Annotated in this window: 12 protein-coding genes, 1 pseudogene and 1 riboswitch; of the genes and pseudogenes, 6 read left to right on the top strand and 7 right to left on the bottom strand. The window is 72.6% G+C overall.

The annotated features are described in order from the left end of the window. Window positions 1-20 precede the first annotated feature (20 nt). A riboswitch (cobalamin riboswitch) is annotated at window positions 21-159 on the bottom strand. A gap of 160 nt (window positions 160-319) precedes the next feature. Together IE318_RS34445 and IE318_RS34440 are read right to left on the bottom strand one after the other, a co-directional pair. Further along, window positions 320-550, bottom strand: a complete 231-nt coding sequence (locus IE318_RS34445; protein WP_189906672.1) for a hypothetical protein — start codon at window positions 548-550, stop codon at window positions 320-322. A 34-nt stretch (window positions 551-584) separates the two neighbouring features. Next, window positions 585-1,967 carry an inorganic phosphate transporter gene (locus IE318_RS34440; RefSeq protein WP_189906671.1) on the bottom strand — a complete coding sequence of 461 codons (1,383 nt, stop codon included), beginning with the start codon at window positions 1,965-1,967 and terminating at the stop codon, window positions 585-587. Between the two features lie 199 nt (window positions 1,968-2,166). Between IE318_RS34440 and IE318_RS34435 the strand changes: the two genes are divergently transcribed. The 3 genes from IE318_RS34435 (at window position 2,167) to IE318_RS34425 (ending at window position 5,841) form a co-directional block, all read left to right on the top strand. Continuing rightward, window positions 2,167-2,880, top strand: coding sequence for a class II aldolase/adducin family protein (locus tag IE318_RS34435; RefSeq protein ID WP_189906670.1), 714 nt, complete (start codon window positions 2,167-2,169; stop codon window positions 2,878-2,880). An 89-nt stretch (window positions 2,881-2,969) separates the two neighbouring features. Next, window positions 2,970-4,100 (top strand): alpha/beta hydrolase, encoded by a 1,131-nt coding sequence (locus IE318_RS34430; protein WP_189906669.1) that lies wholly within the window; start codon window positions 2,970-2,972, stop codon window positions 4,098-4,100. Between the two features lie 322 nt (window positions 4,101-4,422). Further along, window positions 4,423-5,841 (top strand): hypothetical protein, encoded by a 1,419-nt coding sequence (locus tag IE318_RS34425; protein ID WP_189906668.1) that lies wholly within the window; start codon window positions 4,423-4,425, stop codon window positions 5,839-5,841. A 22-nt stretch (window positions 5,842-5,863) separates the two neighbouring features. On the opposite strand, the gene IE318_RS34420 is transcribed toward IE318_RS34425, so the two are convergent. Continuing rightward, the gene (locus IE318_RS34420) at window positions 5,864-6,277 is read right to left on the bottom strand and encodes a VOC family protein (protein ID WP_189906667.1); all 414 of its coding nucleotides are present in this window, start codon (window positions 6,275-6,277) and stop codon (window positions 5,864-5,866) included. Window positions 6,278-6,498: 221 nt separating this feature from the next. Here IE318_RS34420 and IE318_RS34415 point away from each other — a divergent pair, with 221 nt between their 5' ends. From IE318_RS34415 to IE318_RS34405, 3 genes are all read left to right on the top strand, one after another. Further along, window positions 6,499-8,097: an ABC-F family ATP-binding cassette domain-containing protein gene (locus IE318_RS34415; protein ID WP_030180811.1), complete on the top strand. Its 1,599-nt coding sequence runs from the start codon at window positions 6,499-6,501 to the stop codon at window positions 8,095-8,097. 394 nt (window positions 8,098-8,491) lie between these two features. Beyond that, window positions 8,492-8,713 (top strand): helix-turn-helix domain-containing protein, encoded by a 222-nt coding sequence (locus IE318_RS34410; protein ID WP_029385158.1) that lies wholly within the window; start codon window positions 8,492-8,494, stop codon window positions 8,711-8,713. Between the two features lie 130 nt (window positions 8,714-8,843). Then, on the top strand, window positions 8,844-9,668 hold the full coding sequence (locus IE318_RS34405) for an enoyl-CoA hydratase/isomerase family protein (RefSeq protein ID WP_189906666.1): 825 nt from the start codon (window positions 8,844-8,846) through the stop codon (window positions 9,666-9,668). 356 nt (window positions 9,669-10,024) lie between these two features. Here the strand turns inward: IE318_RS34405 and IE318_RS34400 are convergent, their stop codons facing one another. The 4 genes and pseudogenes from IE318_RS34400 to IE318_RS34385 all read right to left on the bottom strand — a co-directional run bounded on the left by IE318_RS34400 (window position 10,025) and on the right by IE318_RS34385 (window position 13,791). After that, window positions 10,025-10,780, bottom strand: coding sequence for an SDR family oxidoreductase (locus IE318_RS34400; protein WP_189906665.1), 756 nt, complete (start codon window positions 10,778-10,780; stop codon window positions 10,025-10,027). A gap of 5 nt (window positions 10,781-10,785) precedes the next feature. Next, window positions 10,786-12,629 (bottom strand): annotated as a pseudogene (locus IE318_RS34395) (glycoside hydrolase family 15 protein). A 43-nt stretch (window positions 12,630-12,672) separates the two neighbouring features. Beyond that, window positions 12,673-13,500 (bottom strand): SURF1 family cytochrome oxidase biogenesis protein, encoded by an 828-nt coding sequence (locus IE318_RS34390; RefSeq protein WP_189906663.1) that lies wholly within the window; start codon window positions 13,498-13,500, stop codon window positions 12,673-12,675. Window positions 13,501-13,557: 57 nt separating this feature from the next. Further along, window positions 13,558-13,791, bottom strand: a complete 234-nt coding sequence (locus IE318_RS34385; protein ID WP_189906661.1) for a metallothionein — start codon at window positions 13,789-13,791, stop codon at window positions 13,558-13,560. Window positions 13,792-13,809: the final 18 nt, after the last annotated feature.

Raw genomic sequence — 13,809 nt, 5'->3', positions numbered from 1 at the left:
CAGGGTGTCCACGCCCTGGTTCGACGAGACCGGCGGTGAGAGTTCCTGGCTCCCGGGGTTCCTACCCCGGTGACAGTGGCGGGACCGCGCCGGATTCGCACCGGCTTCCTCTCCTGCCGCCGTACATGGCTCCGGCAGTCCACCACGCGCCGCGAACAGCCGTCAACTCGCTGTTGACCTGCGAAGGGATACTGAGATGAGGCCCACACCGGCGGCGCGAAAAGCCCGCCCCGCCCGTTCGCCGAGGTGGCGACGCGGACGGGGCGGGCGGTGGGACGCTCTTGACTTCCGGGGTCCGGACAGCGGTTCTGACCGGCTGTCAGCCCTTGCCGACGATGAGGTAGATGCCGTAGGCCACCGCGGCGGCACAGGCGGCGAAGCAGACGTAGGCGCCGGTGACCGCGAGGGCCCCGCCGCCGTCGCCCTGCGCGACGGTCCGCTCCCGCCGGGACAGACCCGCGATGCCGAGGGTGAACAGTGCCACCAGGCCCACGGTGACCGCGAGGCTGACGCCGAAGACGGAGCCGAGGGCTGCCCAGTCGATCTTCATGGTGATGCTTCCTTGGGTGCCGGGTGTGCGGGGGTCAGACGGTGGCGGCCGGCGGGGTGGCCGGAGTGGACGCGGCAGGCGCGGGCGCCGGATCGATGACGGACATGTCGATGACGGGCGGGTCGATGACTGTCGCGTCGATCACCGGCGCGTCGATGACGGGCGTGGTCGGCTGGGCGGGGATCGTCGCCGTGAGCGACTCGACCGCGGGGGACTCGTCCGTGGAGACCGGTGCCGTGGAGGCGGGCGCGGGGGCCGCCGGGGGCGGGGTCACGGCGGCGATCGCCTGGGTCACGACCCCGGCCGGCTCCTCGCTCGCGGTCCGGGTGACGTTGGTGTGGTCGACGACCTGGCGGCGGGAGATCTTCCAGATCGCCGCGCTCGAGGCCACGAGGAACACGGCGACGAGCGCGGTGCCCCAGTCGCCCAGCCCGGTGACCTCCTCCGCGCCCGCGCCGACCAGCGCCGCGGCCGGCAGCGTGAGCACCCAGGCGACGGCCATGCGGCCCGCGGTGGACCAGCGGACCACACCGCCCTTGCGGCCCAGGCCCGCGCCCATCACCGAGCCGGAGACGACGTGCGTGGTGGAGAGCGAGAAGCCGAGGTGGGACGAGGCCAGGATGGCGGTGGCCGCGCTGGTCTGAGCGGCGAAGCCCTGCTGCGGCTGGAGGTCGGTCAGGCCCGTGCCCATGGTGCGGATGATCCGCCAGCCGCCGATGTAGGTGCCGAGCGCGATCGCCAGACCCGCGGAGAGGATGACCCAGGTGGGAGGGTTGGAGCCGGGGGCGATGGCGCCGCCGGCGATCAGGGCGAGGGTGATGACACCCATCGTCTTCTGCGCGTCGTTGGTGCCGTGGGCGAGCGAGACCAGGCCGGCGGAGGCGATCTGCCCGGCGCGGTGGCCCTTCTCGGCCGCCTTGCCGTCCGCTTTCCTGCCGATCGTGTACGACAGCCGGGTCGCGAGCATCGCGGCGAGGCCCGCGACGACCGGGGCGGCGACCGCCGGGATGATGACCTTGGTGACCAGGGCGTCGCCGTGCACGGCGCCGACGCCGGCCGAGGCGATCGTGGCGCCGATCAGACCGCCCATCAGGGCGTGCGAGGAACTGGACGGAAGCCCGACCAGCCAGGTCAGCAGGTTCCAGAGGATCGCGCCGACCAGGGCGGCGAAAATGACCTCGGGACGGATGCCGGCCTCGTCGACGAGGCCCTTGGAGATCGTGTTGGCGACCTCCACGGAGAGGAAGGCGCCCACCAGGTTGAGCGCGGCGGACATGGCCACCGCGACCTTGGGCTTGAGTGCGCCGGTCGAGATGGTGGTGGCCATCGCGTTGGCGGTGTCGTGGAAACCGTTCGTGAAATCGAACGCGAGTGCGGTTACCACCACAATCGCGAGGATCAGCGAGAAGCTTTCCATTTACCCAGGCAATCGTTCGAGCGTCATTGGCTGGTTGAACGTAGGTAACCAGGGTGAACGGAAGATGAACTGGGTCGGTCCTCGGAGTGTCCGAATCTGCTTCCCCGAGGTTCCGTTTCGCCGGCGCGGGCCGTTGCCCGCGGCCCGGAGGACCGGCTGTCCCTGGCCTGCCGCACGTCCGGGCTGAAAGGATCACGGCATGGCTGAGCGGGACATGCGAGTGACGGATGCAACAGATCCCGGGGGCGCGCGGGAGGTGCGGGAGCCGGAGGCCCGCGCCTGGGGCGAGCTGGTCGCGACGGCCCGGCGCACGGTGACCGACGGGCTGGTGGTCGGCACCTCCGGCAACGTGTCGGTGCGCGTGGGGGAGATCGTGCTGGTCACGCCGTCGGGCGTGCCGTACGACCGGCTCACGCCGGACGACATCACCGGCGTCGGACTCGACGGCCGGCAGGTGCTCGGCACGCTGGTCCCGACCAGCGAGCTGCCCCTGCACCTGGCGATCTACCGCGCCACCGAAGCGGCCGCCGTCGTCCACACCCACGCCGTGCACGCGACGGCCGTCTCGACACTCGTCCCCGAGCTGCCCCTGGTCCACTACATGGCCGCCGCGCTCGGCGGTCCGGTGCGTGTCGCCCCCTACGCGACCTACGGCACCGAGGAACTGGCCCAGAACATGCTGCGCGCCCTCGCCGACCGCTCCGGCTGCCTCCTGCAGAACCACGGCACCGTCACCTACGGCGCCACCCTCGACCAGGCCTACGACCGCACGGCCCAGCTGGAGTGGATGTGCCGGCTGTGGCTGACCGCGTCCTCGGTGCCGGGCCTGGCCCCGTCCCTGCTGTCGAGCGAACAGCTGGCCCGGGTGACGGAGCGGCTGCGGGGCTACGGACAGCCGGCCAGTGAGGGGTGAAGCCGGCTCTTTCTGGAACTCGCAGGAACATGTCACCCCGACCCTTCCTCCCACTGGCCGGTGACCGGGTACGCCACGACACTGGACCTGTGCGCACAGTAGTCAGAGCGACGGCAGCGGCCGTCACCGCGACCCTGGCGGCCGGCGCGGCGAGCGTCGCCGCCGGCCGGCTCGCCAGCGACGCCGCGCTCAAGGCGCCCCCGGGCCGGCCCCTGCCCACCGAACCCAGGCTCACCGTGCACAGCACGGCCGCGGGCCAGATCACGCTCACGCGGGACCTGGCCTCCCTGCGGCCCGGCACCTACGGCCTGGCCGGCAACGGCTCCCACGCGGTCGTCGGTCCCGTCCTGCCGGACGCCCCGCACCTGCCCGACACCGTCGTACGCCGACTGGAACGGGTCACGCACGGCCTGCCGCACCCCCGCGACAAGGTCTGGCTCACCCCGAACCTGTACGTCGGCGACCCCCGTTCCGCCCTCGGCCTGCACCACGACGACGTGGAGGTCCCGGGCGAGCTCGGCACGCTGCCCGCCTGGCTCGTGCCGGGGGTCCGCGAGACCTGGGTGATCACCGTGCACGGGCTGGGCACCACCCGCGAACTCCCCCTGAACATCATGGAGTTCCTGCACCGCAGGCACTTCCCGGTGCTCGACGTCACCTACCGCGGCGACCCGGGCGCGCCCCGCTCCCCGGACGGCCTGAACCACCTCGGCGAGACCGAGTGGCGCGACCTGGACGCGGCGATCGGCTACGCCGTGCGGTACGGCGCCGAACGGGTCGTCCTGCACGGCTGGTCCACCGGCGCCACCATGGCGCTGCGCGCCGCCCTCGAGTCGGACCTGCGCGAGCGCGTCTCCGGGCTGATCCTGGACTCGCCCGTGCTCGACTGGGAGGCGACACTGCGCGCCCTGGCCAAGGCACGGCACACACCGCGCCCCCTGCTGCCGCTCGCGGTGCGTGCCGCGCAGGGCCGCGTGGGCCTGTACGGCGACCGGCTCGCCCGGGCGAACGACCCGGCGCGGCTCACCGTGCCGACGCTGATCTTCCACGGCCCCGGCGACGAGGTGGCCCCCTGGCGCTACTCCCGCCGCCTCGCCGCCCGCCACCCCAACCTGGTGGCCCTGCACACGGTCCCGAACGCCCCCCACAGCGCCATGTGGAACGCCGACCCCGACAGCTACGAGGAAGCCCTGCGCCGCTTCCTCACCCCGCTGATGTGACGGGGCCGCGCGGCCCCGGCGGACGGGCGGCCCGACGGGCGGGTGGGGGCGACCGGGCAGCCCGGGCCGAACACGCGGACGAGGCGTGTCGGGTGGGCCCCGCGCCCGGGCCCGACGGGACTGATCACGGGGGACCGGAGCGGCTGCGGAGACTCGGCCGGCCGCGGGGGGCGGTGGGCGGCCGAGGTGGTTCCGTTTGGGGATGTGGGGCTGGCTTGTTCCGCTCTGTCGGGCACCCTGGGGACCCCTGCGTTGGCCATCTCCGTCGCCCGCCGTGACATTCCGTTTGGGTTTTCGGACCGTCAAACGGAAGACTGCACCCGTGACGTCCCGTATCCCGCGCGACTCCAGGCTTCGACTCGTCCGACCACGACCCCTGGCCGCCGCCCCCCGAGCCGTGAACCAGCGGCGCCCGCGCCGCGCCGCACCGCGCCCCCCGGAGGGCACCCCGGCACCCGCGGAACTGGCCAGAATGGCGCGCTCCGGCCTCGCCGGGGCGGTCCGCGTCGCCCGCTGGGCCGACGCCGCCCTCGGACCCGGCCGGAACGGGGCGACCGCCGACGGCAAGGCCACCCTCTCCGAGGCGACCGCGCGGCAGGCCGCCGCCGAGCTGCGTCTGGGCGTCGACCAGGTCCGCGCCGACTGGGACACCGCCCGCCTCGCCGGCCTGGTCGAGGTGCACGGCGACAACGCCCGCCCCGGCTGGCGGCTGCGCGCCTGGGACCGCGACGACAGCGCCGTGCTGCGCGGCTGGGTCGCCCTCTTCGACGCCTGGTCGCTGGCCTGTCCGGAGCCCGGGGACCAGGAGGCCGCCGCCGTCGCCGAAGTCGTCTCGGCCATGCCGCAGGTGCTGTCCTTCCTCCAGCTCTCGGCCGGCCCCGTCCCGGTCGAGCAGCTCCTCGACCTCCTCCGGCAGCGCGTCACCGAGCTGCGCACCGCACGCTGCGAGGTGCCCTACGACGCCCAGCCCGCCGTACCCGCCGCCGAGCCGGCGAGCCTCGCGGGCCCCGCCGAGGCCGGTGCACTGGCCCCCCTGCTCGACTGGGCGCTGCGGGCGCTCGCCTCCGTCGGCGCGCTCACCTACGGCGACGGCCAGGCCACGCTCACCCCGCTGGGCAGCTGGGCGGTCTGGGTCAAGCTGGAGCAGATCTGCGTCGCCGCCCAGAGCCCCGCGGGGAACATCGAGCAGGCGGCCGAGGACATGCTCCGCGGCTGCGCCCAGCTGCGCCCGAACGCGGCCCGCGCCGAGTACCGGGCCTGGCTCGCCGCCCGCCCCGTCGGCAGCGCCGTCACCGAACTGCTCGGTGCCGCACGCGGCGAGGACGCCCTGCTGCGCGGGCTCGCCTTCGAGGCGCTGCGGGTCGTGGGCGCCCCCGCCGAGCCCGACGTACGCGCCGTGCTCGACGAGCCCGCGCTGCGGCCGTACGCCCTGCTGTGGCTGGCGGAGCACGACGGCGTCGACCCGGAGGACGCCCACGAGGTCCTCACCCGCGAGGAGGCCACGTGGCTGTGGGTGGACACCGCCGCCGCCGTCGCCGACCACGGAGAGGCCCCGATGCTCGTCCGCCACCTGGAGGCCGCGCTGCAGCCCACCGTCCCCGCGCTGCTGGACGAGGTACGGGCCGTCGGCCACCCCCGTACCGTGCAGGTGCTGGTCGCGCTCGCCGCCGCCCACCCCGACCCCGCCCTGGCGAAGGCGGTCCGCCGGGCCGCCTTCCAAGTGCACACCGGCGGCAGTTAGGCGCCTGCCCGCGGGAGGCGGCTCAGCCCTCCATGCGCGGGGCGTACGTGCCGAAGCTCCAGATGTTGCCCTCGGCGTCCCGGGCCATGTAGTCCCGGGACCCGTAGTCCTGGTCCGTCGGGGGCATCAGGATCTCCACGCCGTGGTCCACAGCGCGCTGGTAGTGGCCGTCCACGTCGTCCACCACGACGTACACCCCCACGGGGCCCGCGCCGCGCATCGCCTCGTCGAAGCGGCCGCCACGGCCCTTGGAGCCCAGCATCACCGCGCCGTTGCCCTGCACCAGCTCGGCGTGGTGAACCAGGCCGTCCTCGCCCTCGTAGACCGTCAGCTCGGTGAAACCGAGGGCCTCGGTGAGCAGTTTGATCGCCGCCTTCGCGTCCGCGTACAGCAGCGTGGGGTAGACGCTCGGGCGCCCGCCGCCGGTGTCCGCCATGCCGATCACTCCCTTGTGAGTCGGTACTCGCCGGAAAGTCCGGTTCGCCGCTCAGTCTGGCACCGGCCACTGACAACGCCCCGGCGCTCACGCCGCGAGCGGACGGGAAAACCGCTTGCACACCCCCGTTAGACTGTTTCGCATGGCCATTCTCCTTGCGCATTAGAGGGCGGGTACGTCCACAGCCGCCCATCCGCCCCCACCTGCCCTGGAGTCTGTCCGTGATCTCCGCTTCCGGCATCGAGCTGCGCGCCGGTGCCCGCATCCTCATCGAGAACGCCACTTTCCGCGTCGCCAAGGGCGACCGCATCGGCCTGGTCGGCCGCAACGGCGCCGGCAAGACGACCCTGACCAAGGTCCTGGCCGGCGAGGGCATCCCCGCCGCCGGTACCGTCACCCGCTCCGGCGAGGTCGGCTACCTCCCGCAGGACCCCCGCACCGGCGACCTCGACGTGCTCGCCCGCGACCGCATCCTCTCCGCCCGCGGCCTCGACGTACTGATCCGCAAGATGCGCGAGAACGAGCAGCGCATCGCCACCGGCAAGGGCTCCACCCGCGAGAAGGCGCTCAAGCAGTACGAGCGCCAGGAGACCGAGTTCCTCACCAAGGGCGGATACTCCGCCGAGGCCGAGGCCGCCACCATCGCCGCCGCGCTCAACCTGCCCGACCGGGTGCTCGGCCAGCCCCTGCACACGCTCTCCGGCGGTCAGCGCCGCCGTATCGAGCTGGCGCGGATCCTGTTCTCCGACGCGGACACGCTGCTCCTGGACGAGCCGACCAACCACCTCGACGCGGACTCGATCATCTGGCTGCGCGACTACCTGAAGACCTACCGCGGCGGCTTCATCGTCATCTCGCACGACGTCGACCTGGTCGACACGGTCGTCAACAAGGTGTTCTACCTGGACGCCAACCGTTCGGCGATCGACGTCTACAACATGGGCTGGAAGCTCTACCAGCAGCAGCGCGAGGCCGACGAGAAGCGCCGCAAGCGGGAGCGGGCCAACGCCGAGAAGAAGGCCGCCGCGCTCAACGCCCAGGCCGACAAGATGCGCGCCAAGGCGACCAAGACCGTCGCCGCGCAGAACATGGCCCGCCGCGCCGACAAGCTGCTCTCCGGTCTGGAGGCCGTCCGCCAGTCCGACAAGGTCGCCAAGCTCCGCTTCCCGGAGCCCGCGCCCTGCGGCAAGACCCCGCTGATGGCCGAGGGCCTGTCGAAGTCGTACGGCTCCCTGGAGATCTTCACCGACGTCGACCTGGCCATCGACAAGGGCTCCCGGGTCGTCATCCTCGGCCTCAACGGCGCCGGCAAGACCACCCTGCTGCGCCTGCTCGGCGGGGTCGAGACGCCCGACACCGGCGAGGTAGTCCCCGGTCACGGCCTCAAGCTCGGCTACTACGCCCAGGAGCACGAGACCCTCGACCCGGACCGCACGGTCCTGGAGAACATGCGCTCGGCGGCCCCCGACATGGACCTCGTCGAGGTCCGCAAGGTGCTGGGCTCGTTCCTCTTCTCCGGTGACGACGTCGACAAGCCGGCCGGCGTCCTCTCCGGCGGCGAGAAGACCCGCCTGGCCCTGGCCACCCTGGTCGTCTCCTCCGCGAACGTGCTGCTGCTCGACGAGCCGACCAACAACCTCGACCCGGCCAGCCGCGAGGAGATCCTCGGGGCGCTGCGCACCTACAAGGGCGCGGTCGTGCTCGTCACGCACGACGAGGGGGCGGTCGAGGCGCTCCAGCCGGAGCGGATCATCCTGCTGCCCGACGGTGTCGAGGACCTGTGGGGCTCCGACTACGCGGATCTCGTCGCCCTGGCGTGACCGGGACTCGCCCGGCCGGGGCTCCGGTCGGGCTCCGTGCCGCCTCCGGTCACCCTCTGCTCATCCTCTGATCAACGGCGTATGGATCATTCGGCCCATCGGTGATCCATCATCTGTGTGAGATCTCCTGGTATCGAGGTGTGTCGTACACGGATTTTCCGGCCGAGCCCTTACGTACCAAGGGTTCGGGCGTCGTGCGCCTGTGACCTGGGGCTTCGTGGAACAACCCGTTCGGCGGTATCGACGGCACCGTATGGAATGCCTGATTCCGCTTGTGGGGGCCGACTCCTGTCGTCACAACCATGTCTCACAGACCTTGCCGAATGGGTGGCCATCGGGCCCGGGAGGGGTGATCATGAGGAGACCAGAGCGCACTTCCCATGAGGAGGCACGGGTGGCCGAGACTCTGAAGAAGGGCAGCCGGGTGACCGGCGCCGCGCGCGACAAGCTCGCGGCAGACCTGAAGAAGAAGTACGACGCCGGTGCGAGCATTCGGGCGTTGGCCGAGGAAACCGGCCGCTCGTATGGCTTCGTGCACCGGATGCTCAGCGAGTCGGGCGTCACGCTTCGTGGGCGTGGCGGGGCGACGCGGGGCAAGAAGGCCCCGTCGGCCTGACCTCGGGAGGGGCCATCGGCTTCGATGGTGACCACCCGGTCGGGCAGCCGAACGACCGGGTGGTTACTGTGCAGTCACTTAGGATGCCCGCGCTGGCGTCCTGGACGACCGCACCCATCGGAGGCGCACCATGGCTTCGCCCGAGCACGACCTCGACCCGGTACGTGACCCAGTATCCGACGTACTCGACAAGGACGGCGTGCGGCTCACCGTGGACGACTCGATCGCCACGGTGACGCTGACCAACCCGGCCAAGCGCAACGCGCAGAGCCCCGCCCTGTGGCGGGCGCTCGCCGAGGCCGGGCGGCTGCTGCCGGGCTCCGTCCGTGTCGTGCTGCTGCGCGCCGAGGGCAAGTCCTTCTCCGCCGGCCTCGACCGGCAGGCGTTCACGCCGGAGGGATTCGACGGCGAGCCGTCGTTCATCGACCTCGCACGCGGCAGCGACGCCGAGCTGGACGCGACCATCGCCGAGTACCAGGAGGCGTTCACCTGGTGGCGGCGCAGCGACCTCGTGTCCGTCGCCGCGGTCCAGGGGCACGCCATCGGGGCGGGCTTCCAGCTGGCGCTCGCCTGTGATCTGCGCGTCGTCGCCGACGACGTGCAGTTCGCGATGCGCGAGACCAGCCTCGGGCTGGTACCGGACCTCACCGGCACGCATCCGCTGGTGGGGCTGGTCGGCTATGCCCGCGCCCTGGAGATCTGCGTGACCGGCCGGTTCGTGACCGCCGAGGAGGCGGTGAACACCGGGCTGGCCAACCTCGCCGTGCCCCGGGACCAGCTCGACGCGGCGGTCGGCGACCTGGCCTCGGCGATCCTCGCCGCGCCCCGCGACGCGGTGGTCGAGACCAAGGCCCTGCTCCGGAGCGCCCAGACCCACACCTACGAAGCCCAACGCACCGCCGAACGCCAGTCCCAGGCCCGCCGCCTGCGCGACCTGGCCGGCCTCGGCGAGTAACCGCCCAGCCGGCCCACGCGCTACGGCCGCGCCGTCCGGCCGGACCCGGTCGTCACTTCTCGCACCGGGCGCGCCGCCCGGTCCACCGGTGGTCGTCTTCACCGGCGACGACCGTCTGCGAGGAGCGGCGCGCGCCGTCGGGTCCGGGCCCAGGACGGCCGGTCGTACTCACCGGGCCTGTCTCCAACGGGCCCGCGTCCGGCCACGGCGTGACCACGTGACGGAGCCGCTTCCGGACGGCACCGCGCCTCCGGGGACGCCCGTCCGTGGGGCCAGCGGTCCCTGGAGGGGGACGGTGCCGTCGTGTGGGCGCCGTGGGCAGGTGACTGCCCGCGCGCCCGCGAGCCGGGCGGGGGTCAGAAGCCGTGCCGTGCGCCGCCGTCGACCGGGAGCATGATGCCGGTCAGGTAGGACGCCGCCGGGGACAGGAGGAACGCCGCCGCACGGCCGAACTCCTCCGGGGTGCCGTACCTGCGCAGGGGGATCCTGGACTCGTTCGCCGTGCGGGTCGCCTCCGGGTCCGCCGAGAGCCCGTCCAGCTCGCGCACGCGGTCCGTGTCGATGCGGGCCGGAAGCAGGCCGACGACCCGGATGCCGCGCGGTCCCAGCTCGTCCGCCAGGGACTTGGCGAACCCGGCGAGTCCGGGCCGCAGCCCGTTGGAGATGGTCAGCCCCGGGATCGGCTCGTGCACCGAACCGGACAGCACGAAGCCGATGACACCGCCCGCCTCCAGCTCCGCCGCCGCGGCCCGGGCCAGCCGCACCGCGCCCAGGAACACCGACTCGAACGCCGACTGCCACTGCTCGTCGGTGTTGTCGGCGACGAAGCCCGGCGCCGGCCCGCCGACGCTGACGAGGACGCCGTCGAAGCCGCCGAAGTGCTCCCGCGCGGCCGCGATCAGCCGCGCCGGTGCCTCGGCGTCGGCGTTGTCCAAGCCCACCCCCACGGCGTTCGCACCCAGCTCGGCCGCCGCGTCGGCGGCCCGCTTCCCGTCCCGTCCGGTGATGACCACCTTCGCCCCGTCGGCGACCAGCTCGCGCGCGGCGGCGTTGCCCAGCCCGCGGGTGGCCCCGGTGACGACGTACACCCTGTCCTTCAATCCAAGATCCATGGCCCCTATCCTGCCCGGTCGTCCCCGAACAGGGCGAGGGCGGTGTTCACCAGGCCGATATGGCTGAACGCCTGCGGGAAGTTCCCGAGCTGCCGGCCCGCGCCCGTCGCCTCGTCCACCCGGTACTCCTCCGCCAGCAGCCCCACGTCGTTGGCGAGGCCCACCAGCCTCTCGAACAGCTCCCGGGCCTCCCGGGTCCGGCCGGTCATGTGCAGCGCGTCGGCGAGCCAGAACGAGCACACCAGGAAGGTGCCCTCGCCGCCGGGCAGCCCGTCCACGGCGTCCGCGTCGGCGGCGTCCGTGTCGGTGCTGTAGCGGTGCAGCAGGCCGTCCTTGCCGAGCTCCGCGCGGACGGCGTCGATGGTGCCGGTCACCCGCGGGTCGTCCGGCGGCAGGAAACCCACACGGGGGATCAGCAGCAGGGCGGCGTCGAGCTCGCGCGAGCCGTAGGACTGCGTGAACGTGTTCCGCTCGGGGTCGTAGCCCTTGTCGCACACCTCGCGGTGCACCTCGTCGCGCAGCGCCCGCCAGCCCTCCAGGTCGCCGCGCAGCGCCCGCCAGCCCTCCAGGTCGCCGCGCAGCGCCGGGTTCTCCTCGAGCGTGCGCACCATCCGGTCGGCGGCCACCCACACCATCACCTTGGAGTGCACGAAGTGCCGCCGGCCGCCGCGCACCTCCCAGAGCCCCTCGTCGGGCTGCCGCCAGGCCCGGCGCAGGAAGTCCAGCAGGGAGCACTGCATCGACCACATGTGCGGCTGGGAGGACAGGCCCGAGCGACGGGCCAGCGACAGCGAGTCCAGGACCTCCCCGTACACATCCAGCTGAAGCTGTTTCACCGCGTCGTTGCCGATCCGTACGGGCGCCGAGCCGGCGAAGCCGGACAGCCACGGCAGCTCGTACTCCGGCAGCCGGCGCTCACCCGCGAGCCCGTACATGATCTGCAGATCCGCGGGGTTGCCCGCGACCGCGCGCAACAGCCAGTCGCGCCACGCCTCGGCCTCCTCCTGGTAGCCCGCCGACAGCAGGGCGCCCAGGGTGAGCGTGGAGTCGCGCAGCCAGCAGTAGCGGTAGTCCCAGTTGCGCACCCCGCCCAGGTCCTCGGGCAGGGAGGTGGTCGGGGCCGCGACGATGCCGCCCGTCGGGGCGTAGGTGAGCGCCTTCAGTGTGATCAGGGAGCGGACGACGGCGTCCCGGTGCGGGCCGGTGTAGCGGCAGCGCGCCGCCCAGGCCCTCCAGTCGACGACGCTGTGGTCCAGCGCCCGGAACGGGTCGACCAGCGGCGGGCGCGGATCGTGCGAGGGTGCCAGGTCAGCACGAACGCCACCTTCTCGCCCTCGGCGACGGTGAACTCCGCGTGGGTACGGAAGTGCTCGCCCCAGGTGCGCACCGGTGGCTCGCTGCGCAGCCACGCCGAGTCCGGCCCGGCGACGGCGACCCGGTGGCCGTCTGCCTTGCGCACCCAGGGGATGATCGAGCCGTAGTCGAAGCGCAGCCGGAGCGTGCTGCGCACGGTCACCCGGCCGCTGAGGCCCTCCACGATCCGTACCACGTCGGGGGCCCGGTCGCGCTGCGGCATCAGGTCGGTGACGCGGACCGAGCCCTCGGGGGTGTCCCACTCGGTGTCGAGGACCAGCGTGTCCGGGCGGTAGGCCCGGCGGGTACAGGGGCCCTCGGCGCCCTTGGGGGCGAGGCGCCAGTGGCCGTTCTCCTCGTCGCCGAGCAGCCGCGCGAAGCAGGCGCCGGAGTCGAAACGGGGCAGGCAGAGCCAGTCGATCGAGCCGTCCCTGCCGACCAGGGCGGCGGTCTGCTCGTCACCGATGAGCGCGTAGTCCTCGATCCGCGGGTACACGGATGTCCGGATTCCCGTTGGAGGCACCGGGCAATCAGGCGCCTTACACGGCGGCGGGTTCCGTCTCCTTCTTCGCCGCTTCCTTCGCCGCCCCCGCGCGCTCCTTGAGTTCGCGCCGGACCAGCACCAGCCAGCCCACGGGGACACCCGCGGCGAACAGCCACCACTGGACGGCGTACGGCAGGTTGATGTCCCCTATGCCGATCCAGCTGGTGTCCTCCTTGGGCGAGGGGAGCAGTTCGGGACTGCCGCCCTTGGGCGCGGGAGAGGTCAGCTCGATGTAGCCGCCGAACACCGACTTGGCGGAGGCGTCGCCCGAGTCACGCAGGAGCGCGCCGACCTGTTCGCTGTTGATCAGCATGATCTGGCGGTCGGGCAGCCCCTTGAGGTTCTTGATGCCGCTCGCGGCCGTCGTCTCGTCCCGCATCAGCCGGCCGGTGACGGTGATCTCGCCCGACGCCGGTGCCGGAATGCTGGGGAAGGCGGTCTGCGAGGCGGAGGAGGGGATCCAGCCGCGGTTGACGAGGAGGGTCCGGCCGTCGTCCAGCACGAACGGGGTCAGGACGTGATAGCCGACCTGGTCGTCCGCGTTCGTACGCCGGCGCACCACCAGTTCGTGCGCCGTGTCGAAGTGGCCCCTGGCGGTCACCCGGCGGTAGATGGCGTCGTGCGCGACGGATCCGCCGACCGAGGTGAGCGACTCGACGGGCACGGGCTTCGCCGCCAGCGAGGCGGTGATCACCTGGTTCAGCTTCTGCCTGTGGTCGTGGCGGTGCAGCTGCCAGAAACCCAGCCAGATCATCGTCGGGATGAGCAGGAGAGCCACGAGGGTGATGATCACCCACTGGCGGGTCAACAGGAAGCGGTACACCCCACGACGGTACCTCCCCGGCCGTGGGGTTCTTCCCGCAGGGGGTGCCGGGTGTCCTCAGACATGGTCGACGATTCCGACCTTCCCCTCAGCGCGGGCGCAGTGCCCGCCGCAGAACCAGTGGCCCTCGACCTCGACGCCCTGCCCGATGATCTGCACCCGGCAGTGCTCGCAGATCGGCGCCATGCGGTGGATCGCGCAGGCGAAGCAGTCGAAGACGTGCACCGCGCCCTGGGCGTGCACCTCGAAGGTCATACCGTAGTCATTGCCGCATACTTCACATCTGGCCATGCGCCACAGGGTGGGCCG

The sequence above is a fragment of the Streptomyces spiralis genome (assembly GCF_014654675.1).
GTDB lineage: Bacteria > Actinomycetota > Actinomycetes > Streptomycetales > Streptomycetaceae > Streptomyces > Streptomyces spiralis.
This window is presented reverse-complemented; position numbering and strand designations above follow the sequence as displayed.